24 protein-coding genes are annotated in these 24,527 nt (G+C 71.8%); 11 read left to right on the top strand and 13 right to left on the bottom strand.

Annotated elements, in window-relative coordinates:
* Window positions 1-84: 84 nt before the first annotated feature.
* The 5 genes from ABD882_RS02590 to ABD882_RS02570 form a co-directional block, all read right to left on the bottom strand.
* Complete coding sequence (locus ABD882_RS02590; protein ID WP_345184056.1) at window positions 85-1,089, bottom strand: aldo/keto reductase; 1,005 nt, start codon at window positions 1,087-1,089, stop codon at window positions 85-87.
* 256 nt (window positions 1,090-1,345) lie between these two features.
* Window positions 1,346-3,655 carry a heavy metal translocating P-type ATPase gene (locus ABD882_RS02585; RefSeq protein ID WP_345184054.1) on the bottom strand — a complete coding sequence of 770 codons (2,310 nt, stop codon included), beginning with the start codon at window positions 3,653-3,655 and terminating at the stop codon, window positions 1,346-1,348.
* Window positions 3,656-3,687: 32 nt separating this feature from the next.
* On the bottom strand, window positions 3,688-4,500 hold the full coding sequence (locus ABD882_RS02580) for a hypothetical protein (protein WP_345184052.1): 813 nt from the start codon (window positions 4,498-4,500) through the stop codon (window positions 3,688-3,690).
* A complete protein-coding gene (locus ABD882_RS02575) occupies window positions 4,500-4,709 on the bottom strand; it encodes a heavy-metal-associated domain-containing protein (RefSeq protein ID WP_345184050.1) in 210 nt (69 codons plus the stop codon). Before ABD882_RS02575 ends, ABD882_RS02580 begins: the two co-directional genes overlap by 1 nt.
* Before the next feature lie 175 nt (window positions 4,710-4,884).
* On the bottom strand, window positions 4,885-5,433 hold the full coding sequence (locus ABD882_RS02570) for a putative immunity protein (RefSeq protein WP_345184048.1): 549 nt from the start codon (window positions 5,431-5,433) through the stop codon (window positions 4,885-4,887).
* A 107-nt stretch (window positions 5,434-5,540) separates the two neighbouring features.
* Here ABD882_RS02570 and ABD882_RS02565 point away from each other — a divergent pair, with 107 nt between their 5' ends.
* Window positions 5,541-6,080, top strand: coding sequence for an AAA family ATPase (locus ABD882_RS02565; protein ID WP_345184046.1), 540 nt, complete (start codon window positions 5,541-5,543; stop codon window positions 6,078-6,080).
* A gap of 6 nt (window positions 6,081-6,086) precedes the next feature.
* Here the strand turns inward: ABD882_RS02565 and ABD882_RS02560 are convergent, their stop codons facing one another.
* The gene (locus tag ABD882_RS02560; protein WP_345184043.1) at window positions 6,087-6,260 is read right to left on the bottom strand and encodes a hypothetical protein; all 174 of its coding nucleotides are present in this window, start codon (window positions 6,258-6,260) and stop codon (window positions 6,087-6,089) included.
* An 81-nt stretch (window positions 6,261-6,341) separates the two neighbouring features.
* Between ABD882_RS02560 and ABD882_RS02555 the strand changes: the two genes are divergently transcribed.
* A complete protein-coding gene (locus ABD882_RS02555; protein ID WP_345184041.1) occupies window positions 6,342-6,776 on the top strand; it encodes a globin family protein in 435 nt (144 codons plus the stop codon).
* Between the two features lie 44 nt (window positions 6,777-6,820).
* On the opposite strand, the gene ABD882_RS02550 is transcribed toward ABD882_RS02555, so the two are convergent.
* Window positions 6,821-7,972, bottom strand: coding sequence for a cystathionine gamma-synthase (locus tag ABD882_RS02550; protein ID WP_345184039.1), 1,152 nt, complete (start codon window positions 7,970-7,972; stop codon window positions 6,821-6,823).
* Window positions 7,973-7,998: 26 nt separating this feature from the next.
* A complete protein-coding gene (locus tag ABD882_RS02545; RefSeq protein WP_345184037.1) occupies window positions 7,999-9,000 on the bottom strand; it encodes a pyridoxal-phosphate dependent enzyme in 1,002 nt (333 codons plus the stop codon).
* 212 nt (window positions 9,001-9,212) lie between these two features.
* Here ABD882_RS02545 and ABD882_RS02540 point away from each other — a divergent pair, with 212 nt between their 5' ends.
* Together ABD882_RS02540 and ABD882_RS02535 are read left to right on the top strand one after the other, a co-directional pair.
* Entirely contained in the window at window positions 9,213-9,446 is a 234-nt protein-coding gene (locus tag ABD882_RS02540; RefSeq protein ID WP_345184035.1) for a type II toxin-antitoxin system ParD family antitoxin, read from the top strand.
* Window positions 9,443-9,733 (top strand): type II toxin-antitoxin system RelE/ParE family toxin, encoded by a 291-nt coding sequence (locus ABD882_RS02535; protein ID WP_345184033.1) that lies wholly within the window; start codon window positions 9,443-9,445, stop codon window positions 9,731-9,733. The genes ABD882_RS02540 and ABD882_RS02535 overlap by 4 nt, the downstream gene beginning before the upstream one ends.
* 43 nt (window positions 9,734-9,776) lie before the next feature.
* Here ABD882_RS02535 and sufU read toward each other — a convergent pair whose 3' ends face one another.
* Window positions 9,777-10,241: a Fe-S cluster assembly sulfur transfer protein SufU gene (gene sufU / locus ABD882_RS02530; RefSeq protein ID WP_345184031.1), complete on the bottom strand. Its 465-nt coding sequence runs from the start codon at window positions 10,239-10,241 to the stop codon at window positions 9,777-9,779.
* Window positions 10,238-11,572 (bottom strand): SufS family cysteine desulfurase, encoded by a 1,335-nt coding sequence (locus ABD882_RS02525; protein WP_345184028.1) that lies wholly within the window; start codon window positions 11,570-11,572, stop codon window positions 10,238-10,240. Before ABD882_RS02525 ends, sufU begins: the two co-directional genes overlap by 4 nt.
* Before the next feature lie 162 nt (window positions 11,573-11,734).
* Between ABD882_RS02525 and ABD882_RS02520 the strand changes: the two genes are divergently transcribed.
* From ABD882_RS02520 to ABD882_RS02495, 6 genes are all read left to right on the top strand, one after another.
* Window positions 11,735-12,745, top strand: a complete 1,011-nt coding sequence (locus ABD882_RS02520; RefSeq protein ID WP_345184026.1) for a hypothetical protein — start codon at window positions 11,735-11,737, stop codon at window positions 12,743-12,745.
* Window positions 12,746-12,820: 75 nt separating this feature from the next.
* Window positions 12,821-14,878, top strand: coding sequence for a hypothetical protein (locus tag ABD882_RS02515; protein ID WP_345184024.1), 2,058 nt, complete (start codon window positions 12,821-12,823; stop codon window positions 14,876-14,878).
* A gap of 149 nt (window positions 14,879-15,027) precedes the next feature.
* A complete protein-coding gene (locus ABD882_RS02510) occupies window positions 15,028-16,065 on the top strand; it encodes an iron-siderophore ABC transporter substrate-binding protein (RefSeq protein WP_345184022.1) in 1,038 nt (345 codons plus the stop codon).
* Window positions 16,065-17,144 carry a FecCD family ABC transporter permease gene (locus ABD882_RS02505; protein ID WP_345184020.1) on the top strand — a complete coding sequence of 360 codons (1,080 nt, stop codon included), beginning with the start codon at window positions 16,065-16,067 and terminating at the stop codon, window positions 17,142-17,144. The genes ABD882_RS02510 and ABD882_RS02505 overlap by 1 nt, the downstream gene beginning before the upstream one ends.
* 2 nt (window positions 17,145-17,146) lie before the next feature.
* Window positions 17,147-18,331, top strand: a complete 1,185-nt coding sequence (locus ABD882_RS02500; RefSeq protein ID WP_345184427.1) for a FecCD family ABC transporter permease — start codon at window positions 17,147-17,149, stop codon at window positions 18,329-18,331.
* A complete protein-coding gene (locus ABD882_RS02495) occupies window positions 18,328-19,122 on the top strand; it encodes an ABC transporter ATP-binding protein (protein ID WP_345184018.1) in 795 nt (264 codons plus the stop codon). Before ABD882_RS02500 ends, ABD882_RS02495 begins: the two co-directional genes overlap by 4 nt.
* A 27-nt stretch (window positions 19,123-19,149) precedes the next feature.
* On the opposite strand, the gene ABD882_RS02490 is transcribed toward ABD882_RS02495, so the two are convergent.
* Window positions 19,150-22,038, bottom strand: coding sequence for an FAD-binding and (Fe-S)-binding domain-containing protein (locus ABD882_RS02490; protein ID WP_345184015.1), 2,889 nt, complete (start codon window positions 22,036-22,038; stop codon window positions 19,150-19,152).
* A gap of 91 nt (window positions 22,039-22,129) precedes the next feature.
* On the opposite strand from ABD882_RS02490, the gene ABD882_RS02485 reads away from it, so the two are divergent.
* On the top strand, window positions 22,130-22,783 hold the full coding sequence (locus ABD882_RS02485; protein ID WP_345184013.1) for a GntR family transcriptional regulator: 654 nt from the start codon (window positions 22,130-22,132) through the stop codon (window positions 22,781-22,783).
* On the opposite strand, the gene ABD882_RS02480 is transcribed toward ABD882_RS02485, so the two are convergent.
* Both ABD882_RS02480 and ABD882_RS02475 read right to left on the bottom strand, forming a co-directional pair.
* Window positions 22,770-23,585 (bottom strand): 2-phosphosulfolactate phosphatase, encoded by an 816-nt coding sequence (locus ABD882_RS02480; RefSeq protein ID WP_345184011.1) that lies wholly within the window; start codon window positions 23,583-23,585, stop codon window positions 22,770-22,772. The genes ABD882_RS02485 and ABD882_RS02480 overlap by 14 nt on opposite strands.
* Window positions 23,586-23,644: 59 nt before the next feature.
* The gene (locus ABD882_RS02475; protein ID WP_345184009.1) at window positions 23,645-24,406 is read right to left on the bottom strand and encodes an SDR family oxidoreductase; all 762 of its coding nucleotides are present in this window, start codon (window positions 24,404-24,406) and stop codon (window positions 23,645-23,647) included.
* Between the last annotated feature and the right edge of the window lie 121 nt (window positions 24,407-24,527).

Below are 24,527 nucleotides of genomic sequence, written 5' to 3'. Positions count from 1 at the left end.
GCTGCACAACTCCGCAGCAGCGCACGTGGGTGCGGGCGGCAGGCCGGAGGCCGCAAGCCCGGAGCGCCCGCGACAAGAGGCCAGTCAGTGCCCGACGTACGAGTTCTGCGCTTCGTTGTAGCGGTCGCCGGCGACCCCGATGCGCCGGGCGAGGGCGTCGAGATCGGCTCGCTCGTCGGCCGAGAGCGCGACCGCGGCGGATCCGGCGTTCTCCGCGATCCGCGACGTGCGGCGAGTACCCGGGATCGGAACGATCCAAGGCTGCTGTGCGAGCAGCCAGGCGAGCGCGATCTGGCCCGGCGTCGCCTCCTTCGCGGCGGCGAGCGCGGTGACGTGGTCGACGATCTGCTGGTTCGTGGCCCGGTTCTCCGCCGTGTAGCGGGGGATCGTCGCGCGGATGTCGCCGTCGGCGAAGGCCGCGTCCGCGCCGACCGTGCCGGTGAGAAACCCCTTGCCCAGCGGGCTGAACGGCACGAACCCGATGCCCAGCTCGGCGAGCACCGGCAGCACCTCGGCCTCAGGTTCCCTGGTCCACAGCGAATATTCGCTCTGCACCGCGGTGACGGGGAATTCGGCGTGGGCACGACGGATGGTCCCCGCGGCTGCCTCCGACATCCCGAAGTGACGCACCTTGCCCTCCCGCACAAGCTCTCCGACGGTGCCGGCCACATCCTCGATCGGGACGGACGGATCCACCCGGTGCTGATAGAACAGGTCGATCACGTCGGTGCGGAGGCGACGCAGTGAGGCCTCGGCGACGCGGCGGATCTGCTCCGGGCGACTGTCGACCCCGGTGTAGCGACCGTCCTCCTCGATGCGCCAGCCGAACTTCGTGGCGATCACGACGTGATCCCGGACGGTTTCGAACGCCTCGCCGACCAGTTCCTCATTGACATACGGTCCGTAGACCTCAGCGGTGTCGATGAACGTGACGCCCAGGTCGAGGGCCGAACGGAGCACGCCGATCATGTCCTCGCGGGTGCCGGGATTCGGTCCGTAGCTCTGCGACATGCCCATCGCGCCGAGCCCGACCGCCGAGACGGTGAGGCCGGCGCCGTCGATGCCGCGGCCGAGGATGCGTGTGTGCATGGGGTGCTCCTTCGTTGCGGATCCGTGGCACGGATCCTGACGTCGGCTCCAGCCAACTCCGAAGTCGCGCTCGCCGCCAGGGTCCGTCAGTACCTGTTACCCGGTGCGCTCGCTCGGAGTTGTACACGAACTTCGGACGGATCCGAGGAATCGCTCCGAAGTTGCTGCACAACTCCGCGGCAAGAGACCGCAAGCGCGGGCGTGGGCGAGATCCGCAGGCCGGATCCGCAGGCCGGATCCGGCGCGGGCGCCCAGCTCAGCGGAAGCGGCGCAGCCGCAGGCTGTTGCCGACCACGAACACGCTGGAGAACGCCATCGCGGCCCCCGCGAGCATCGGATTCAGCAGGCCCAGCGCGGCGATCGGGATCGCGGCCACGTTGTACGCGAAGGCCCAGAACAGGTTCCCCTTGATCGTGCCGAGGGTGCGGCGGGAGAGCCGGATCGCGTCGGCCGCCGTGCGCAGGTCGCCGCGCACGAGCGTGATGTCGCTCGCCTCGATCGCGACGTCGGTGCCGGTTCCCATCGCCATGCCGAGATCCGCGGTGGCCAGCGCCGGCGCGTCGTTCACGCCGTCCCCCACCATCGCGACGACGCGGCCTTCCGCCTGCAGCCGCGCGACGACCTCGACCTTGCCCTCGGGCAGCACCTCGGCGATGACCTCCGTGATCCCGACCTCCGCCGCGATCCGGCGGGCGACCACCTCAGTGTCGCCGGTGAGCAGGATCGGCGTGAGCCCGAGCCGCTTGAGCTCGGCGACCGCCTCGGCGCTGGTGGGCTTGACGGTGTCGGCGATCACGAGGATCCCGCGCGCGGATCCGTCCCAGCCGACCGCGATGACCGTCTTGCCGCCGGCCTCGGCATCCGCCTTCGCCGCCGCGACCGCCGGGCTCAGGTGCAGGGACCAGTCCGCGAGCAGCGCCTCGCGCCCGACGAGCACGGCGTGCCCCTCGACGACGCCCTGCACCCCGCGTCCCTCGATGTTCTGGAAGGACTCGACCCTCGGGAGGGTGAGGGAGCGCGTTTCGTCTCGCTCGGCTCCGCCGTGCTCGCTCAACGACCCCGAGGGCGCCACCGGAAGAGACCCGGCGAGGGCGGCACGCGCCACGGCCTGCGCGATCGGGTGCTCGGAGGCGTGCTCCACCGCACCCGCGAGGCGGAGCAGCTCGGCCGGATCCGTGCCCTCCTCGGTCACGATCTCGACGAGCGCCATCCGGCCGCTGGTCACCGTGCCGGTCTTGTCGAGCACGATCGTGTCGACCTTCCGGGTGGACTCGAGCACCTCCGGGCCCTTGATCAGGATCCCGAGCTGCGCCCCGCGCCCGGTGCCGACGAGCAGCGCCGTCGGGGTGGCGAGGCCGAGGGCGCACGGGCAGGCGATCACGAGCACCGCGACCGCGGCGGTGAAGGCGGCCGTCGCCGGGAACCCGATGCCGAGCCAGACGGCAAGGGTGACCACGGCGATCCCGATCACGATCGGCACGAACACACCGGAGATCCGGTCGGCGAGGCGCTGCACCTCGGCCTTGCCGGTCTGCGCCTCCTCGACGAGGCGCGCCATCTGCGCGAGCTGAGTGTCGGATCCGACCCGTCGCGCGCGGATCACGAGACGTCCGCCCGCGTTGACCGTTCCACCGGAGACCGCGTCGCCCGCCGCGACCTCGACCGGCACCGACTCCCCGGTCAGCATCGAGGCGTCGACGGCGCTGGATCCTGCGACGACCACGCCATCCGTGGCGATCTTCTCGCCCGGCCGCACGACGAACTCGTCGCCGACGGCGAGCTGGGCGATCGGGATCCGCAGTTCGGATCCGCCCCGCACGACCGCCACATCCTTCGCGCCGAGTTCGACCAGTGCTCGCAGCGCCGCCCCCGCCTGCCGCTTGGAGCGCTTCTCGAAGTAGCGCCCGGCAAGGATGAACACGGTCACCCCGGCGCCGACCTCGAGGTAGATGCTGCTCGCGCCGGTGCCCGCTTCGAGCGCGAAGGAGAACTCGTGGCGCATGCCCGGCATGCCCGCGGTGCCGAGGAACAGCGCGTACAGCGACCACCCGAACGCGGCCAGGGTGCCCATCGAGATGAGCGTGTCCATGGTGGCCGCGCCGTGGCGCAGATTCAGCCAGGCGGCGCGGTGGAACGGCCAGGCGCCCCAGACGATCACCGGAGCGGCGAGCGCGAGAGAGGCCCACTGCCAGTACGTGAACTGCAGCGCGGGGATCATCGCCAGCGCGACGACCGGGACGGTCAGGATCGCGCTGACGAGGAGCCGGGTGCGCAGCGAGAGCAGCTCCGGGTCGGCCGCGCGGCCTGCGGACCCTTCGACGGGCTCAGCGATCGCCGACTCAGGGGCCGCCGGCTTCGGCAGCACGGCCGAGTAGCCGATGTCCTCGACCCGGGCGATGAGCACCGCGGGATCGAGGCCGTCGGGGAGCGCGACCTTCGCCTTCTCCGTCGCATAGTTGACCGTCGCGGTGACCCCGTCGAGCTTGTTCAGGGTCTTCTCGATGCGGTTCGCGCAGGAGGCGCAGGTCATCCCGCCGATCTCGAGCTCCACGCTGTTCGCGTTCATAGGTGCGTCTCCTTTCGAGAGAGTGGGGGTCGTCAGTGCTGGTGCGGATCCTTGGCGTCCAGGACGAACGCGGCCGAGTGCACGGCCCCGGAGACCTGGAAGTCGAAGTAGAGCAGATAGCGGCCGGCCGTGGGCACGTGCGCGGCGAAGCGGACCTCCGGGCCGGAGACCGCTCCGCTCGCCGGCACGTCGCCCTCGGGGTGCACGTGCAGATAGGCGAGGTCGCCCTCGCGGAGCGCCACCAGATGCCCGTAGGCGCCCAGATACGGCTGCAGTGTCGTCACGGGGGCGCCGTCGCGGCTGATCGTGACGGTCAGCTCCGAGGCGTCTCCCGGGACGAGGTCCCCGGAGATCCGCGCGTCGAATCCGTCGATCGTGGTCTCGCGGCTTGTCGCAGAGGCCACCGGGGTGAAGGATCCCGCGACGTCGACCGTGCGCGTGAGCGTCACGGCGTCGCCACCCTCCGCGGCGAAATCGGTGAAGACCCGATACGTGCCGGCTTCCGCCCAGGCCCAGGGGATGCTCCAGGTGCCGGTCGTCGTGCCGAGCACGGGGTGCACGTGGCGGAACTGCGTGCCGTCGCTGCGGACGACGATGAGGTGCAGCTCCTTCTCGTGCTGGCGCTCGTAGGCGGTGACCGCGGTGCCGGATCGGTCCAGGATCCGGAAGCTCAGCAGGCCCTGATCTCCGGTCGCGGTCGGTGCGACCACGGGGGCGAGCGTGTAGCCGTCGGCGAAGAGCGAGACTCCTGCCGGGGCGTCCGACCCCGCCATGGCCGCGTGATCCATGGATCCGTGCTCCATGGATCGGTGCCCGCCGGATCCGTGCGCGTCGTGCCCGTCCATCAGGCGCGGACGGCTTGGTATCCGGCCTCGTCGACCGCCGCGAACACCGCGTCGTCATCGAGGTCCGCCGTCGAGGTCACCACGAGGCGGCCGGAGGCGGCGCTGACGTCGATGTCTTCGACGCCGGCGATCCCGCCGACCTCGCGGCGGACGGACGCCTCGCAGTGCCCGCAGCTCATCCCGGTCACCTGGTACTCGGTGGTGGTCATGTCGTCTCCTCCGTTCGACACCCCGCTCGGGCATCTGGATAACCACAACCATATACCCCTGGGGGGTATTCCGGATCCGTGGGGTGCTGCTCAGATCCGGAAGTACGAGATCGCCCGGCAGGCACGACAGCCAGATGACGAGCCAGCCCGCGGCCCGCCCACGCAAGTTTCCGAGTTACGCCTCGTCGTGCACGACCGCCTGAAGCGCGCGGATGACTGCTCCCCGGAGCCCGCGGTCGAGGAGCCCGCCCGACGCGAGCGGGCCGGAGGAATCCTGTCCGAGGAGGGGAAGCAGAGCGAGGGCCGAGCGCACCTCGGGGGTCATCCGCGCGACCTGCCAGCGGATCTCGCGTTCGGTTGCAGCGTCGCCCTCGTCGCCCTCGGCCGCGAGGCCCGCCGCCTCCGCGGCATACGCCGCCGCACCCAGCGCATGAGCACCCACGTGTGCCACACCGGAGGCCTGCGCGGCCGACCGCGCCGCCGCGATGGCTGCGGGTGCGCCGACGGCGGATGCCGCGCGTCCCGCGACGAACCTCCGGCGGATCTCCTCCGCGGCGCTCAGTTCGCCACGGGAGTAGGCACGAGCGCGGGCGATCGCGTCCCGCGGCCGATCGTCCGCGGGAGCTTCCGCCTCGAACAGCCCGAGCACCCGCTCGGCGCAGTCAGCGGCCCAGCCCGCGACGAGCCGGCGATCCCGGTCGTTCAGCGCCTGCGGTGATCCCACGCCTCATCCTCGCACTTCCGGCCCATCCGTGACTCGACGCCAGGAGGCGCCCCTGCGCCGACGGCCGGTCGGAGCAGGAGCGGCTCGCGGCTCCGTAGACTCCGCACATGCGCATCGTCGTGTCCGGCACCCATGCGACCGGGAAGAGCACGCTCATCTCGGATTTCGCGCTGGCTCACCCGGAGTTCGCCGTCTTGCCGGATCCGTTCGAGCTGGTCGACGAGACGACGGGATCGGGCGCGGGATCCTTCGTCGCCCAGCTGCGGATCAGCGCCGAGCGGCTCCTGGCGCCCGCCTCCCGCCGGGCCGTGATCGCTGAGCGCGGACCACTCGACTTCCTCGCCTACCTCGACGCTCTCGACGCGCTCGGACGCTCGTCGGCCGCAGCCGGGCTGCTGCGCCGCGAAGCACCCCTTGCCGCCCGCGCGATGGCCGGCGTCGACCTGATCGTGCTGCTCGGCGGTGACCAGCGGATCGCCGTCCCCGATGACGAGGATCCTGAGCTGCGGGAGGCGATGGCCGCCTCCCTGCTCGAACTGGCCGACGACGAGGACCTGACCGGCGCCGCTTCGGTCATCGAATTGCACGGAGATCCGGCGCAGCGCCTGGCCGGGCTGGAGGCCGCCGTCGCCGCGCTGGAGGGCTGAGAGTCCTCACCCCTCGCGCTGCATCGCGATGCCGTAGCCGGTGGTGCCGAGCGTGCGCATCAGCGCCATCGACAGGAAGATGTAGTGCTCCGGGCCGCGGGCGGTCTCGATGCCGCCGAGAGCACGCCCGGATCCACGGGAGGTCTCACCGTTCTCCGCGCCCTGTGAGCGAGATGTCACGTCGCGCACACATCACGGCAATAGCGGCGTCATCGGCCCTGCCTAGGTTGACCTCATCGATCACCAGAGAAGAGGTCCGTCATGGATTCGCACCACATCGATCTCGTCCAGTCCACCTTCGCCTCCGTCGTCCCGATCTCCGATCTGGCGTCGAGGATCTTCTACGACGAGCTCTTCGCTCTCGAACCCGATCTGCGCGCCCTGTTCGCCGACGACCTGACCGAGCAGCGCCGCAAGCTCATGATGATGCTCGGAGCGGCCGTCAACGGGATCGGCGACTGGGAGTCGACCGCTCCGGTCGTGCGCGAACTCGGCTCCAGGCATGTCGGGTACGGGGTGCAGCCCGCCCACTTCGGCGCGGTGGGGGCGGCGCTCCTGACCACGCTCGAGAAGGGCCTGGGCGACGCGTTCACCCCGGCCGTCCGGGAGGCGTGGACGGAATGCTACGTCCTGATCTCGTCGGAGATGAAGGATGCGATGCTCGCGGCAGGGACACCGGAGGTCGCGTCCGTCTGACCGGATGACCCCGCCGCGCCCGCACTCTCGTGTGCGGTCTTGCGTCAGACGGTCAGCGCCTGCTCCAGGTCGGCGAGCAGGTCGGACACGTCCTCAAGGCCGACGGAGAGGCGCACCACCTCCACCGGCACAGCCGCCTCGGTGCCGCGCACCGAAGCGTGCGTCATCGCGTCGGGGTAGTTGACCAGCGACTCCACGCCGCCGAGCGACTCGGCCAGCTGGAACACCCGCGTCGACTCGGCGAACCGACGGGCCGCCTCCCCTGTCTCCAGCGCGACCGACACGATCCCGCCGAAGCCCGACATCTGCCGCGCGGCGAGCTCGTGACCGGGGTGCGACGGCAGTCCAGGGTAGTAGACACGGGCGACGCGCGGGTGCGCGTCGAGGAACTCGGCGACCGCCTGCGCGTTGGCGTTGTGCTGGCGCATCCGCACCGGCAGGGTCTTGATGCCGCGCGTGGTGAGCCAGGCGTCGAAGGGTCCGGAGACGGCCCCGACCGCGAACTGCAGGAAGCGGACCTGCTCCGCGAGCGCGTCGTCGCTCAGCACGACCGCGCCGCCGACCACGTCCGAGTGCCCGCCCAGGTACTTCGTGGTGGAGTGCACCACGACGTCGGCGCCGAGCGCGAGCGGCCGCTGCAGCACCGGGGTGGCGAAGGTGTTGTCGACCACGACGACAGATCCGGCCGCGTGCCCGATCTCAGCGAGCGCCGCGATGTCGGAGATCCGCAGCAGCGGGTTCGACGGCGTCTCCACCCAGAGCACGCGCGGGGCGCGCTCGGCGACGGCGGCGCGCACCGCATCGAGGGAACTCATGTCCACCACCTGCACGGTCACTCCCCACGCGCCGAGCACCCGCGAGATGAGCCGGAAAGTGCCGCCGTACACGTCGCTGCCGAGCAGCACGTGGTCGCCGGGGGCGAGGATCGCGCGCAGCAGGGTGTCCTCCGCGGCGAGCCCCGAGGCGAACGAGTAGGCGTGGGTGCCGCCCTCGAGCGCGGCGAGCTGCGCCTGCAGCGCATCGCGGGTCGGGTTGGCGCTGCGGCCGTACTCGTAACCCTGGCGGAGCCCGCCGATACCGTCCTGCACGAACGTCGTCGACAGGTGCAGCGGAGGGATCACCGCCCCGGTGTGCGGATCGGCGGCCTGGCCGGCGTGGATGGCGGCGGTGGCGATCTTGTCCGTCTCGATGGTCATGTTCGGATCCCTTCGGTGCTCGCGCGTCAGCCGCGCGCGGTCGGTGCGGCGCCGGGCACGGCGAACCCGTGCCCGGTCATCCAGTCGTCGTCGTAGAACTTGTCGAGATAGCCGCGGCCGTGGTCGGGCAGCAGCACGACCACCACGTCCTCTTCGCCGAGCGGCTCGGCCACCCGGAGCGCGGCCACGACGGCCATGCCGCTGGATCCGCCGACGAGCAGCCCCTCCTCGCGGGCGAGTCGCCGGGTCATCGAGAACGACTCGGCGTCGGAGACGCGTTCGTAGCCGTCGACGACGGATCCGTCGAAGGTGTCCGGCAGGAAGTCCTCCCCGACCCCCTCGACCAGGTAGGAGTGGATCGGGCCGCCGGAGTAGAGGGATCCCTCCGGATCGGCGCCGATCACGCGCACGCGGCCCTCGCTCGCGTCTTTGAGGAAACGCCCGGTGCCGCTGATCGTGCCGCCCGTGCCGATGCCCGCGACGAAGTGCGTGATGCGTCCCTCCGTGTCGGCCCAGATCTCGGGGCCGGTGGACTCGTAGTGCCCGCGCGGCCCGTTCTGGTTGGCGAACTGGTTCGGGTGGAACGCCCCGGGGATCTCACGGGCGAGCCGCGCGGCGACGGAGTAGTACGACTCGGGGTGCTCCGGCGGCACCGACGTCGGCGTGACCACGACTTCGGCACCGTAGGCCCGGAGCGTCGCGACTTTGGACCCGTCGAACTTGTCCGGCACGACGAAGACCATACGATAGCCGCGCTGCAGCGCGATCAGCGCGAGGCCGACGCCGGTGTTGCCGCTCGTCGCCTCGACGATGGTGCCGCCGGGACGGAGCAGTCCGTCGCCTTCGGCCGCGTCGATGATCGAGCGAGCGATGCGATCCTTGGCGGAGCCACCGGGGTTGAAGTATTCGACCTTCGCGAGCACGGTCGCGCGGATCGGACCTCGGTCGCCGGTCGCGCCGGTGACGGAGGAGAGACGGACGAGAGGCGTCGCGCCGACGAGATCGGCGACGTGGCTGGCGTAGCGCACGGAGAGTGTCCTGAACGGTCGTCGCGCGAGAGAGCGCGGAGCTGGCTGTGGTCGTCGAAGGAGGCGCGGATCGCGCTCAGAGACGACAACGACAGGACAGTGCCACGGGACCAGGGTACGCCTCGCGCCTGCAGATCTGGTTCCCCTGGCCGTAACAGTGCGTGTAACAAAGCGACCGTCCCAGAAGTACCAATTCTTGGTACATTTGGCACATGGCACAGAACACGTCGATCAGTCTGGACGACCACTTCGCGGGCTTTCTCGCTCACCAGGTCTCGACGGGCCGCTACCGGTCCGCGAGTGAGGTCGTGCGCGCCAGTCTGCGGCTGCTCGAGGACCGGGAGGCGCAGCTGGCCGCGTTGCGTGCGGCCCTCATCGCCGGCGAGGAGAGCGGAGCGCCGGAACCCTTCGACTTCGACGTGTTCATCGCGGCGAAGAAGTCGTGAGCATCTACCGGCTGACGCCGGCCGCGATCCGAGATCTGTCGTCGATCTGGGATTACACGCAGGAACGCTGGGATGCACAGCAGGCCGAGAAGTACGTGACCGAGATCCGAGCCGGGATCGAACGCGTGGCGGAGCGTCCCGAGCGGGGCCGCCCCTGCGATGAGGCCCGCGAGGGGTATCGCGGCTATGCCGTCGGCAGCCATCTCATCTTCTACATCCCACGCGCCGACGCCGTGGACGTCATCCGTATCCTGCATCAGCGGATGGATCCGGCACGGCACCTGTGAGGTTCGCGTCGGCCCCGTCGAGAGTCTCAGGGACCGGAAAGCCTCAGGCCCGGTGCAGCGCGTCTTCCAGGGCGACCCAGCCGAGCATCGCGCACTTCACCCGGGCCACGTACCGCGAGACGCCGGTCAGCGCCGCGGCGTCGCCGTAGACGTCCTCGTCGAGCTCGACCGCACCCCGCGAACGCAGCGCCTCGCGGAAGCCGTCGATCAGCTCAGCGGCTTCGGCACGCGATCGACCCACGACGAGTTCGGTCAGCATCGACGCGGAGGCCTGCGAGATCGAGCACCCGGATCCGTCCCAGCTCACCTCGGCGATCAGATCGCCGTCGGCACCGCCGCCGCTGGTCGTGATCCGCGCTCGCAGGGTGATCTCGTCGCCGCAGATCGGGTTGCGCTGGTGCGATTCGGCGGTGTGCGGATCGCCCTCGGCGCCGAGCAGGCCCTTGCCGTGAGGGCGCTTGGAGTGGTCCAGGATCAGCTCCTGGTAGAGGTCGTCGAGGCCGCTCACTTCGACTCCCTCTGGTCGCTCAGTGCATCGCATGCGCGCACTCCCGCCGCGATCGCCCCGTCGACGCCGAAGTACGCGCGCACGCCGGAGACGGCCTCGAGCATCCGGTCCACGTCCTCGATCGTGTTGTAGAGCGCCGCCGAGGCGCGCACCGATGCGGTGACGCCGAGGCGCGCGTGCACGGGCTCGGCGCAGTGATGCCCGACGCGCACCGCGACGCCGCGCGCGTCGAGGAACTGGCCGACATCGTGCGCGTGCACGCCGTCGACCACGAACGCCTGCAGTGCGACGCGCTCGGCGCCGTCCGCGGCGCCGAGCAGCCGCACCCCGTCGATCCCCGCAAGACCTTCGCGCACCCGCCGCTCGAGCATCTGCTCGTGCGCGTGCACGGCGGCCATGCCGAGCCCCTCGAGGTAGCGCACAGAGGCCGCGAGCGCTATCGCCTGCGACACCGGCTGCGTGCCGGCCTCGAACCGCTGCGGCGGCGGCAGGAACTCTGTGCGCTCGAAGGTGACGTGGGTGATCATCGATCCGCCGGTGAGAAACGGCGGCAGCGCCGCGAGCACCTCGCGGCGACCGTAGAGTCCGCCGATCCCGTAGGGGCCCTGCATCTTGTGTCCGGAGAACACGGCGAGGTCGACACCGAGTCCGGGCAGGTCGAGCGGAAGGTGCGGTGCGGACTGGCAGGCGTCGAGCACGGTGAGCGCCCCGACCCCCTGGGCGAGGGCGACGATCTCGGCGACCGGGTTGACGATGCCGAGCACGTTCGAGACGTGCGTGAAGGCGACCACGCGGGTCCGGGATCCGATGACCTCCGCCGCGTGATCGAGGTCGACGGATCCGTCGTCGCGGATCCGGATCACGCGCAGGATCGCCCCGGTGCGCGCCGCGAGCTCCTGCCAGGGCACGATGTTCGCGTGATGCTCGGCCTCGGTCACGGCCAGCTCGTCGCCGGGGCGCAGAGCGAGACGAGCGCTCGCCGGCGCGCCGCGCCCGAGGGTGGCGTTGCCGATCGCGTAGGCGATCAGGTTGAGGCCCTCGGTCGCGCCGTGGGTCCAGACCAGGTCGTCCGGCGCGGCGCCGACGAAGCCCGCGACAGCTGCCCTGGCGTCCTCATAGAGCTCGGTCGCCTCGGCGGCGAGGGTGTGCGCGCCGCGATGCACGGCGGCGTTCGAGCGCTCCAGGAAGTCGCGCTCGGCATCCAGCACGACCCGCGGTTTCTGGCTCGTGGCGGCGGAGTCGAGGTACACCAGCGGCATCCCCTGCACAGACTCGGCTAGCAGCGGGAAATCGGCGCGTACGGCGGCCACATCGAAGGCGGGAAGACTCACATATCAACGCTACGTCAGTGCAGGGTGTGGTGGATCCGTGCCCGACACATGCGATCGGCGCCCGTGCGTGATGAGCGATGCGGAAACATTCCGCCGGGAGGGTGGACAGACGCACAGCACAGGCATACGGTGACCGTGAGAACGGTATATCGGGGGGTCGTCATGCCGGACAGATCGCGAAAGTCGCGGGGTTTTGTCCCCGCCGCGATCACCGGCGCGTTCTTCGCCCTCGGCTGGGTGGCCCTGTCGATCGCTTTCGGATCCGGATCCGCTCAGGCCGCGGAGAGCACGCCTCCTCCGCCCGCAGGACTCGTGAGCACGCTGCAGAACACGGTCGCCGCCGTGCAGCACACCGTCGACGACACCGTCGTGGCCGCCGTGCCCGCTCCCGCCGCGCCTGCGCCCGCCGCGCCTGCCGCAGCCGCCGTCGCTCCCGCTCCCGCCGCCTTTACCCCGGACGCCCCCGCTGCGCCGGATGCCCACGCTGCGCCGGATGCCGTCGAGCAGTCCTCTGCTCCGCTGGTCGCCCCACTCGTCGATGCCGTCGCCCCGCTCCTTCCGCCCGTCGCGCAGACGGTGGGCGCGGCGATCGATGCCGTGGCGACCACGACGGACACGGTCGCTCCGGCGCTGAATCCCGTGCTCGCCCCGGTCGATGTGGTGCTGCAACGGGTTCCCGCCGTCCTGACGACGATGACCTCAGCGCTTCCGCGGTTGGCCGTCTCGCTCGATGACACGGTCGGGTCCGTCGCCGAGATCGCGCGCGGCACGACGGCGATCATCCCGGCGCTCGCGGTCACGCCGCGGCCGATCGTGATTCCGGCGGGCGTCGAGGCGGCCGTTCCGCGCCTATCCGCCGCATCGATGGCGGCTGCCCCCAAGCTCGCGCCGAGTTCGGCCGTCGATTCTGCCGCGGCCGTCGCGGTCCCCACCTCTGCGGTGGCGAGCACACCCGGCGCTCCCGCGCAGCCCGCGGGATCCCCCGCCGCCGATGGTCTCACCGTGCCCGGGACCGGATCCTCCGCCGGAGGCGCTTCGGGCGACGTCCGGCTGCTCGGATCCGTCTCGTCATCCTCCGCAGGCGATCGCCTGCTCACCATCCGCTCCGGATCCGCAGGCGACGATCGCCTGCCGGTGTCTCCGGTCGCGGATCACGACTCCTCTCCCGACTGATCGGGGCGCGGCCGTCCTCGGGACGGCACGTGTCATCGCGCAATCGCGCATCCCCAGATCAGAAGGAAAGAGACCATGAATCGCATTCTCAAGCGTGCTCTCTGGGGCACGCTCATCGCGGGCGGGATCACTCTCGCCGGCGCGACGGCGGCGAATGCCGCAGAGGCGCCGCCCAACGGCGCCGACTGCGGCTGCAGCGTCGTCAAGAGCACTCTCACCACGGTGACGGATCTGCTGACCGCCCCGTGCGATCAGACCTCGACCGGTGGCCAGTCCGGGTCGGGCGGAACCGGCGGCGTGCCGGCCGTGACCCAGGACGTCACGAACCTCGTCTCGGACGCGCTCAGCGTGGTCACCCCCGCGCCCGCGCCCGCGCCCGCGCCCGCGCCCGGCGGATCCGACCCCGGCGGAACCACCCCGGGGGCCTTGACTCCCGGGGGCACGGAATCGGGAGGATCCGTGCCCGGTGGTTCCGACTCGGGATCCACCCCCGTCCCGGCGCCGAGCGTCGTGACGATCCCGGTTCCTGGAGTCGGCACAGTGCACGCCGGCACCACCCCCGACGGCCTCAACGTCGGGAAGAACCTCGACGTCGCCGGAATCAAGGACGACTGGGCTCTCACCGCAGGCCCGAACGGGGTCGCCACGACCGACCGCATCGGCACCGACACCACGAATGTCACCGTCGACGCGGCCGTTCCCACCACCGGCACCACCGCACCGCACGCCACCGTCACCCTGCCGAACCTCGGCGGACTCACCGGCGGCCTTCCCGGGCTTCCCTCGGTTCCGGGGCTGCCCTCGGTTCCTGGGCTGCCATCGATTCCAAGCCTGCCGGGCACCGGCGGCCTCCCGGGCGTCCCGTCCCTGCCCGTCGGTGACCTCACCGGCCTGCTCGGCGGATTGACCGGATCCCTTCCGGGACTCCCCTCAGTCCCGGGCCTGCCCGGCACAGGATCGCTCCCGGGTCTGCCGTCCCTGCCCGTGGGTGACCTCACCGGGCTCCTGGGCGGACTGACGGGCGGGCTTCCGTCCATCCCGGGGCTCCCTCCAGTTCCGGGCCTGCCCGGCACCGGTAGCCTCCCGGGACTCCCGTCTCTGCCCGTCGGTGATCTGACTGGTGTGCTCGGGGGGCTCACGGGCGGACTCCCGTCTGTCCCTGGTCTGCCTTCAGTTTTGGGCCTGCCCGGCACCGGTAGCCTCCCGGGACTCCCGTCCCTGCCCGTCGGTGACCTCACCGGCCTGCTCGGCGGACTCACGGGCGGACTCCCGTCCATCCCGGGGCTTCCCTCGATCCCGGGGCTTCCCTCGATTCCGGGTCTGCGCGGCACCGGTGGCCTTCCGGGCGGCGGCCTTCCGGACGTCCCGTCCCTGCCGGTCGGTGACCTGACCGGCCTGCTCGGCGGACTCACGGGCGGACTCCCGTCCATCCCGGGGCTTCCCTCGTTTCCGGGTCTGCCCGGCACCGGCAGCCTCCCGGGACTCCCGTCCGTCCCGGGGCTTCCCTCGGTTCCGGGACTTCCTGGTACCGGCGGCCTCCCGGGACTGCCGTCTCTGCCTGGCGTGATCACGGTCCCGGTCCCCGGGATCGGATCCGTCCACGCCGGCACCACCCCCGACGGCCTGAACGTCGGTAAGAACCTCAACGTCGCCGGAATCAAGGACGACTGGGCTCTCACCGCCGGGCCGAAGGGCATCGCCACGACCGACCGCATCGGCACCGACACCACGAATGTCACCGCCGATGCGGCCGTTCCCACCAGCGGCGCCACCGCACCGCACGCCACCGTCACCCTGCCGAACCTCGGCGGAATCACGGGTGGACTCCCGTCCGTCCCGAGGCTCCCCACAGTTCCGGGGCTGCCCGGCGGCTCGCTGCCGGGCGGAACCACCCCCGGCCTCGGCGGCACGGGTGACGGCACGTCGTCCGGCCTCGGCGGAACCATCTCGCCGATCAGCCAGGTCGTCTCGCAGGTGGCCCACGGACGGAACGCGGCGAGCATTCGCAGCGGGATGCCCTCCACGGGGAACGGATCCCTCGCCCAGACCGGGGCGGACTCGTTCCTGCTCTTCGCCGGCGCACTCCTGCTCGCAGCGGGTACGGCCGTGAAGCTCCTGGATCAGCGGCACTGACTCCTCCCGCGGGGTGGCGGACGACGCGTCCGCCACCCCGCACCCGAAGGGCCGTCTCCCATCCGGAGGCGGCCCTTCGTGCTGCCATGGCCGCAGGAAGAAGATAGGTTAGGCTTACCTATATTCCGCACCCTGATCCGAGGAGATCCATGCCCTCCCTTCGTCTGCGCCGCGGCGCCGCCGTCCTCAGCCTCCTCACCGTCGGCGCTCTCGCCCTGTCCGCGTGCTCCGCCGGATCCGCGCCCTCGGCCGACGCGACGGGCAACGCATCCTCCGGCGGGGAATTCCCCGCGACGGTCGCGCACGTCTACGGCAAGACCGTGATCGACGCGGCGCCGAAGCGTGTCGCGACCATCGGCTGGGGCAGCTTCGACGCGGCGATCGCGCTGGGCACGATCCCGGTCACGATCCCGACCGCCACCTTCGGCGATGCGAATGGCGACGGCTACCTCGCCTGGACGCACGATGCGATCACCGCGGCCAAGGCGAAGCTGCCACCGCTGCACGACGAGACCGACGGGATCCCGTACGAGAAGATCGCCGACACCTCACCCGACCTGATCCTCGGCGCCAACTCCGGCCTCACCCGTCAGGAGTACGACACCCTCACGAAGATCGCGCCGACGGTCGCCTACCCCGGCGCACCCTGGGGCACCTCCTGGCGCGAATCGACGACGATGGTCGGCGCGGCGCTGGGCAAGCCGGCCGAGGCGAAGCAGCTGATCAGCGACACCGAGAAGACGATGGCGACGGAGATGGCGAAGTATCCCGCCGTGAAGGGCAAGACCGGCATGGTGATGTGGGTCGACGCGAAGGATCCGGGCAAGGTGCAGTTCTACTCTCCGCGGGACACGCGCGTGCAGTATCTCAACGACCTCGGCTTGGCGACACCGCCGTCCATCACCGACCTGTCCCAGGGTGGGAAGGGCTTCGTCACCACGATCTCGGCCGAGCAGGCCGACAAGCTCGACGCCGACGTGGCCGTGATCTACGTGCAGGGCGGCGATCTGTCCACGCTGCAGAAGGATCCGCTGCTCAGCCGCATCCCGGCCGTGGCGTCCGGCGCGGTCGTGCTGATGAACGACGAGGAGATGCTGATGGCGATCTCCGCCCCCACCGTGCTGTCGATCCCGTGGGCGCTGCCGTCCTACGCGAAGATGCTCGGCGAGGCCGCCGCGAAGGCGTGATGACCGTCGCACCCGCTGCTCCGGCGCCCTCCTCTCCGGCACCCGTGTCTCCGGCGCCCGCGTCGAGCCCCGGCGCGCGCCCTCGCGTGCCGCTGGGCCCGACCGCGGCGGTCGTCGCGTGCCTCGCGGCCGTGGTCGTCGCGGCCGCCCTCTCCCTCACGCTCGGCGCTCGGATCGTGCCGCCCGACGTGGTGTGGGACGCATTCCTCCGCCCGGACGGATCCACCGATCAGGCGGCGGTGCTGTCGCGCGTGCCGACGACCATCACCGGGCTGCTCGTCGGCGGCGCCCTCGGCATGGGCGGCGCGCTCATGCAGGGGATGGCCCGCAACCCGCTCGCCGATCCGGGTCTGCTCGGGGTCAACTCCGGCGCCGCGCTGTTCGTGGTGCTCGGCATGACGCTGTTCGGATGGCAGGCGCCGCTCGCGATCGTCTGGTGCGCGCTGGCCGGCGCGGCGGTCGCGGTCGCGCTGGGATACGGCGCTGCGGCGGCCAGTCCGGGCGGGGCGACGCCGGTGACGCTCGCGCTCGCCGGGGCCGCCGTCACCGCGATCGCGACCGCCGTGATCACCGGGATCCTCATCATCGACCAGTCCACACTCGACAGCTACCGGTTCTGGCAGCTCGGATCCCTCACCTCCGCCTCGGTCGCCTCTCTCACCCAGCTCGGCGGATTCCTCGCCCTCGGTGCGGTGCTCGCGGTGGCGTGCTCAGGCCGGCTGAACGCGCTCGCGCTCGGCGACGACGTCGCCCGCGGACTCGGCGTGCGGGTGGGGGCCTCCCGGATCACCGCCGTGCTCGCCGTCGTGCTGCTGTGCGGCACCGCGACCGCGCTGGCGGGGCCGATCGGCTTCGTCGGGCTGGCGGTGCCGCACGGGGTGCGGCTGCTCATCGGCGCCGACTACCGCGGGATCGTGCCGCTCTCGGCCGCGGCCGGCGCGGCGTTTCTGCTGCTCTGCGACGTGATCGGGCGGATCCTGGCGCGCCCCGGCGTGCTGGAGGTGGGCATCGTCACGGGGGTGATCGGTGCGCCGGTGTTCATCGTGCTGCTGCGCCGGCGGAAGGCGGTCGGGCTGTGACGATGCGTGTCGGATCCGGTGCGGGACGCCGGCTCAGCGGATCCGGTGCGGAGCCCCCTCCCCCGTTCGCGCTGTCGATTCCTGGTGACGCGGCTGACATCGGCGCCGCGTCCCCAGGAAACTGCAGCGCGAGCGGATCCGCGCCGGACGCTCCCGCACCACGTGCGACCAGATCCGCAGAACTGCTGCGTGCCGCCCGACGCCGGGCGTCCGCGCGCGACATCTTGCTGCTGACCGGACTCGCCGTCGTCACCGCGCTCCTCTTCGGCGCGGGCCTCGTCTTCGGCGCGAAACCCCTCGCCGCGCCCGACGTGCTGCGGGCCCTCTCCGGCGAGACCGTGCCAGGGGTGAGCTTCGCGGTCGTCGAGCTGCGCCTGCCCCGCGCCCTCGGCGCCCTGCTGACCGGGGCGGCGTTCGGCCTGGGCGGCATGCTGTTCCAGACCCTGCTGCGCAACGTGCTCGCCAGCCCCGACGTGATCGGCATCAGCGCCGGATCCAGCGCCGCGGCGATCACCGCGATCTCGTTCTTCGGCGCCTCCGGCCTTCTCGTGGCTGCAGCGGCGATCGTCGGCGGGCTGATCACCGCGCTGCTCATCTGGGTGCTCGCGTATCGCAGAGGGCTCTCCGGGTTGCGCTTCGTGCTGGTCGGGATCGCGGTCGCCGCGGCCCTGCAGGCCGTGATCAGCTACGTGCTCACCCGCTCCGACGTCAAGGCCGCCGAGCAGGCGACCGTGTGGATGGCCGGATCCCTCAGCCGCAGCCTCTGGGACCAGCTCGCCCCGACCGCCCCCGCACTCACGGTGCTGCTCGCGATCGCCCTGCTCGCCGCCCGCGCCCTTCCCGTCCTGCGCCTCGGCGACGACTCCGCGACCGCTCTCGGCGCCCGCCCCCAGCGATCCCGGATCCTGCTGATCCTGTGCGCGGTACTGCTGATCGCCGTGGCAACCTCGCTCACCGGGCCGATCTCGTTCGTCGCGTTCCTCGCCGGGCCCATCGCGCTGCGGCTGGTGCGACGCGGTGCCGCACTGCCCCTGGCGTCGGCGCTGCTCGGCGCGATCATCGTGCTGGCCGGCGACGCCGTGGCGCAGCACCTGTTCCCGCTCGCGCTGCCGGTCGGCGTGATCACCGGCGCGATCGGGGCGCCGTTCCTGCTGTGGCTGTTGATGAGAGGACGCACACGCGCATGAGCACGCACACCCTTCAGGCGCGGGATCTGACGGTCGGCTACGACGGGGATCCCATCCTCGACGGACTCGACCTGACGCTTCCCGGATCCGGCATCACGATGATCGTCGGCGGCAACGGCTGCGGCAAGTCGACCCTGCTGCGCACCCTGGCCCGGCTGCTGCGCCCGCGCGCCGGGACGGTGATGCTGGACGGGACCGCGATCGCGAGCCGGCCGACGAAGGAGGTCGCGCGGATCGTGGGTCTGCTGCCGCAGGCGCCGGTCGCGCCCGACGGGATCAGCGTCGCCGACCTCGTCGACCGCGGGCGCACGCCGCATCGCGGCTGGCTCGGCGGACGCGATCGTCACGACGACGACGTGGTCGCCGACGCCCTGCAGGTGACGGGCCTGGCGGAGTTCGCCCCGCGTCCGATCGACGAGCTCTCCGGCGGGCAGCGCCAGCGTGCGTGGGTGGCAATGGCACTCGCGCAGGAACCGGACATCCTGCTGCTCGACGAACCCACCACCTACCTCGACCTCGCGCACCAGGTCGAGTTGCTGCAGCTGCTCGTGCGGCTGAGTCGCGAGCGGGGCACCCAGGTCGTGATCGTGATGCACGAGCTCAACCTCGCCACCCGCTACGCCGACCATCTCATCGCGATGCGCGACGGCCGCATCGTCGCCGAGGGAGCGCCGGGCGACGTCGTCACGGTCGAGCTGCTGCGCGAGGTGTTCGACCTCGAGGCGGTGGTGATCCCGGATCCGATCGCCGGCACCCCGATGATCGTGCCCGTGGACGTGCACCGGGGCTGACCGCGCGCCCGCGCCTCGCACCGACCGCTACGGCCGGGTCAGCTCCTCGAGCACCTCGACCACGTGCCGGTACGGCTTCCCGGTCGCCCGGCTCAGGCCGAGTTCGCACGTGCGGTTCGCCGAGACGTAGGCGTCGAAGCCGCCGCGCTCCGCGCCGGCCGTGGCCAGCTCGGCCGCCTCCAGGGCGGCGGCGCTGGCCGTCAGTTCAGGGTGCAGCATGCCGCGGTCGCCCGCGAAGGCGCAGCAGCCCCAGTCGTCGGGAACGTACACCTCGTCGGCGACGGCCGCGGCGAGCGCGCGCAGCGCACCGGTGGCGCCGAGCTGCGTGGTCGAGCAGGTGGGATGCACGGCGATCGAGCGGATCCGCTGCCGCACGGTCAGCCCCGGCAGCGCCTCCCGGGCGAGGAAGGTGGTCGCGTCCTCGATGCGCAGCGCCGCGTATTCGGGGTGCGCGGCGACCGCCTGGGCGAGCATCACGTGCAGCCCCTCGGTGCACGACGCCGCATCGCACACCACGGGCAGTGCGCCCTGCCGGCTGGCTTCCCACAGGGCCGGCAGCACGCGTTCCGTCATCGTGGCGTAGCCCGAGAGCTGGCCCTTCGACTTCCACGGCGTGCCGCAGCACAGCGACCCGGCGCTCTCCGGCACCGCGTACGCGATCCCGGCCCGCTCCAGCAGCAGCCGCACCGCGTCCCGGGATCCCACGCCGTCCCCGCCGCTGCCATTCGCCGCAGCACCCGACCCGTCCTGCTCCGGTCCGAACATCGTGCCGATGCAGGATCCGAACAGCACCGCCTGCGCATCGTCCGGGCTCTGGGCCTCCGGCGCGCGCGACCCTCCGCCTGGGAGGCGCGCGTCGTAGAGCGGCACGGTGTCGGCGCCGAGCACGGCCCGCCCGACCCGGGTCACGCCCGCGACGAGCGGTGCCGGCAGGGCCTTCGCGACGCTAAGCGCGAGCCCGCCGCCGCGGGTGATCGCACCCCAGCCCTTCGCCGCGGCGTTCCATATGCCCTGTTCGAGGCGGCCGGCCTCTTCGGCGCGCAACCGGCGCACGAGATCGCCGGTGTTGATGTCGACGGGGCAGGCGACCCCGCACATGCCGTCGACCGCGCAGGTCTGCACGGCGTCGTAGTCGTAGTCCTCAGCGATCGCGGCCACGAGGGCGTCGTCCCCGCGTTCGCGCGCCGCGGTCATGTCGCGGCGCAGCACGATGCGCTGCCGGGGCGTGAGCGTGACGTCCTTGCTGGGGCACGTCGGCTCGCAGTAGCCGCACTCCACGCAGCGGTCGACCTCCGTCTCGACGGTGGGCACGATCTTCAGGTCGGCGAGGTAGGAGGCCGGGTCGTCCGACAGGACCACCCCGGGGTTCAGGATCCCGTCCGGGTCGATGAGCCGCTTGATCTCCCACATCATGCCGGTCAGCACGTCGCCGTACTGCCGCCGGACGAACGGGGCCATGATCCGGCCCGTGCCGTGCTCGGCCTTGAGGGTGCCGCCCTGCGCGAGCACGAGCTCGACGAGATCCTCGGTGAACGCCTCGTACCGCCCCCGTGCCGCGGGATCGTCGAAGCGCTCGTTGAGGAGGAAGTGCACGTTGCCGTCTTTGGCGTGGCCGAAGATCACGCACCCCTCGTAGCCGTGCGCGCCGAACAGCGCGGTGAGGCCCTCGCAGACGCCGAGCAGCCGTTCGATCGGCACGGCGATGTCTTCGAGCAGCGCGGTCGTGCCCGAGGGCCGCGCGCCGGCGACCGCCGTGTACAGCCCCTTGCGGACGGTCCACAGCTCGCCGCGCTCGTTCGGATCCTCAGTCAGGCGCGCCGGCGTCGTGAGCGGCAGGGACGCGAGGTGAGAGAGCGCGGCGGCCTTGCCCGCGGCGAGGGACGCCGCATCGGCGGCGTGCACCTCGATGAGCAGCGCCGCGTGGCCCTGCACCGCGATGTCGGCGATCACGTCCGGCACCGTGCTGAGCCCCTGGGCGACGCGCAGCGACGCGGCATCGAGCAGTTCGATCGTGGCGAGGCCGAGCCGGGTGAGGCCCGGCAGTGCCGCCATCGCCGCCGACAGCGTGTCGAAGACCAGCAGCCCGGTGGAGATCTCGGGCTGGATCGGGATCGTCCGGAACCGCGCCTCCGCGACGAAGGCGAGCGTCCCCTCGGATCCGATCACCAGATGCTCGAGGATCCGCACCGGATCATCGAAGTCGAGCAGCGAGTTCAGCCCGTAGCCCATCGTGTTCTTCATCGAGAACTGGCGCGCGACCTCGGCGACAAGCGCCGGATCGGCCCGCAGGCGATCGCGGAGCTCACCCAGGCCCTCGGCGATCCGCGGTTCCGCGCGCTGCAGCTGCGCGTCGGCATCCGGATCCGCGGTGTCGAGGATCGTGCCGCTCGGCAGCACGAGCAGCATCGACTCGATCGTGCGGTACGAGTTCTCCACGATGCCGCACGCCATGCCGCTGGAGTTGTCGGCCACGACGCCGCCGATCGTGCAGGCGATCTCACTCGCCGGATCCGGTCCGAGCTTGCGCCCGAAGCGCGCGAGCCGGGTGTTGACCTGACGCACGGTGGCGCCGGGCTGGGCCGCGACGCTCTCGCCGCCGTCTGTGACGCTGATCCCGCGGAACGCCGACCGCGTGTCGACCATGACATCGGCGGTCACCCCCTGACCGCTGAGGCTCGTGCCGCCCGAGCGGAACGTGAGGGTGCGCCCGGCCCGCCGCACGGCGTCGAACACCCGAGCCACCGCGGCCGCGTCCTGCGGCACGAGCACCGCGTCCGGCACGAGCAGGTAGTGAGAGGCGTCGTGCGCGCGGGCGAAGCGGTCGATCGTGCGGGAGGCGATTCTGACGTCGGTGCCGAGGAGCGCGGCATCCAGCGGCGTCCGGCCAGCGGGTTCGGGGACCATCGTGGCGGGCATGCGTACTCCTCGCGGCCGTGCGTTCAGGGTGATGCGATCCGGATTGTCTGACAAGTATACCGACGGCGGGCGGATCTTCTACGCTGTGAGCATGACCGAGAACACGCTCACCGTCGTGGGCATCGTGGAGGCGACGAGCCGGATGCTGCGCGAGCGGATCCTGCACGGAACGCTGGCGGGCGGCGCGGCGGTCACCGAGGCGTGGGTGTCGGCAGAGTTCGCCATCGCCCGCCCGAGCGCGAAGGCGGCGATCGAGCAGCTGGTCGCGAACGGGCTGCTCGTGCGCACCGCACATCGCAGCGCCCGGGTGGCGGCCATCGACGCCACCATGGTGCATGACGTCTACCGCACCCGGGCCCGGCTCGAGACGGCCGCCCTCCGCGAGCTCGCGGCCGCCGCTCGGGTCCCGGCGGAGGCGGTCGCGGCGAACGACGAGATCGCGGCGATGCCGCCCGGAGCGGATCCGGCGACCGTGGCACCCGACCTGCGCTTCCACACGGCGCTCATCGACGGCGTCGGCAGCGCGCGCCTCTCCCGGATGTACCGCACGCTGGCCGACGAGGCGCGCCTGTGCATGGCGCAGGTGCAGGATCGGCGTCTGGTGGATGCCGGCGTGATCGCCGCGCAGCACGGCGCGATCCTCGACGCGGTGCGGGATCACGATGCCGAGCGCGCGGCCCTGCTGCTGGCCGAGCACCTCGGTTCCGCCGAGCAGCGCCTGGTCGACGCCCTCAGCCGAGACTGATCACCGCGGCCGGATCCGCCCGCTGGAAGGCCCCGTCCAGCAGCACCGGCACCGTCTCCGACACATCCACCTGCGCGGCGAGGTCGACGTCGGCGCCCTGCCCGTCCTCGCGCAGTTCGACGCCGCTGACCGCAGCGGTGAACAGGTGCCGCGTGGCGCGCGCCAGCCCGGTATACGCAGCGCAGGCGGCCGCGGCCTCGGGCGAGCACGCGTCGATGCCGAGAGCGCCGAGCGCATCGATCACCGCACCGGCCGTGAGCAGATCCTCGACCGAGAACCGGACGGTCTCGTCGTCGCGCACCTCGCCGCCCGCGACCACCGCCACCCGCACGCGGTGCCCGAGCGCCTGCTGGTGATCGAGGATCCAGCGCGCCACGGCGGTGCGGTTGCGCAGCGATGCCGCGAGCACGGGCACCGCGAACGCCACCGCGTCCGCGGCCAGACGGGATCCGTTGAACGAGGCCACCACCGCCCGGCGCGTTCCGAAAGCAGCCACGTTCTCGGCCGTCAGGCTCGACGGCGACAGCGTCACCCCGGTACCGCCGCGCGGGCCGGCCAGCCGGGCATCGCCGAATCCGCCCGCAGCCGCGATGTGCTCGGCCTCGGCGCGCAGGCCCGGGAACGGCTGCACCTCGAGTCCCTCGGACACGGCGCGTTCCACGGTCGTCGTGAACGAGATCGCGTCGATCACCACGATCACGCCCGCACCGGGGGCGATCGAGCGCAGCCCTTCGCGCGCCCAGTCGAAGCGCACCTCATAGTCCTGCTGCAGCGGATGGTCTGGGCTCAGCGGGGTCCTCACCCCGGAATGCTACCCGTGACCCGGATCCGCTCCGCGCCCTCGCGGGAACGTCCGAGGGCTCACCATGGCACGGTCCGGCCCAGATAGTCGACGTAATGCAGACCGCCGCGCCCGTGCAGCCCGTCCAGCGTCGAGACGACGTTCGGGATGCTCTCCTCGATGGTGAGGCGCGCGCCCGCGCCGCCCAGCGCGGTCTGCACCCACCCCGGCGCCATGAGGACGAGGGTCTGCGCGTCGTCTCGATGCCGTGCGGCGTAGCTGCGCATGAAGGTGTTCAGGGCTGCCTTGCTCCCGCGATACACCTCGTGGCCGCCCCGTTCGTTGTTGGCGACGCTGCCCTGCCCCGACGACATCACGCCGATGGTCCCGTCCGGCCGCACGAGGTCGCGGAGCGCCTCGACCACCCGCATCGGAGAGAGCGCGTTGGTGACCATCAGGCGCACGAACTCCTCCGTCGGCGTCTCGGCGACCGTCTGCTCGACCTCGCTCGCGACGCCCGCGTTCACGAAGAGCAGGTCGAACGTGCTCTCCCGCAATCGGTCGCGCAGGGCCGCGATCTGCTCGGGCACGGTGATGTCGACCGTCTCGACCTCGACGGCGCCCGGGCGGCGATCCGCGAGTTCCCGAAGCCCGTCACCGCCTGAGCCGCGCACCGTCGCGGTGACGTGCCAGCCGTGGCCGGCCCACTCGCCGGCCAGCGCGAGCCCGAGGCCGCGGGAGGCGCCGATGAGCAGCGCCCTCCGGGGTGGTGCCGCGGCGCCGGCGCGAATCGGTTCGGGATCGGGCTCTCCGCTGCGTGCGTGTTCAGGTGCTGGGCTCACGAGGCTCCCCACTGTTGAGAGGCGGTGGCGGCAGGTTACTCACTGCGGCGATGATCGACCTGACAGCCGCTGGGTGGTGTGGGCGGATCCGGCCTGAGCCGACCGGATACCCTGGACTCCG

This window comes from Microbacterium panaciterrae (assembly GCF_039541635.1).
Lineage (GTDB): Bacteria > Actinomycetota > Actinomycetes > Actinomycetales > Microbacteriaceae > Microbacterium > Microbacterium panaciterrae.
This window is presented reverse-complemented; position numbering and strand designations above follow the sequence as displayed.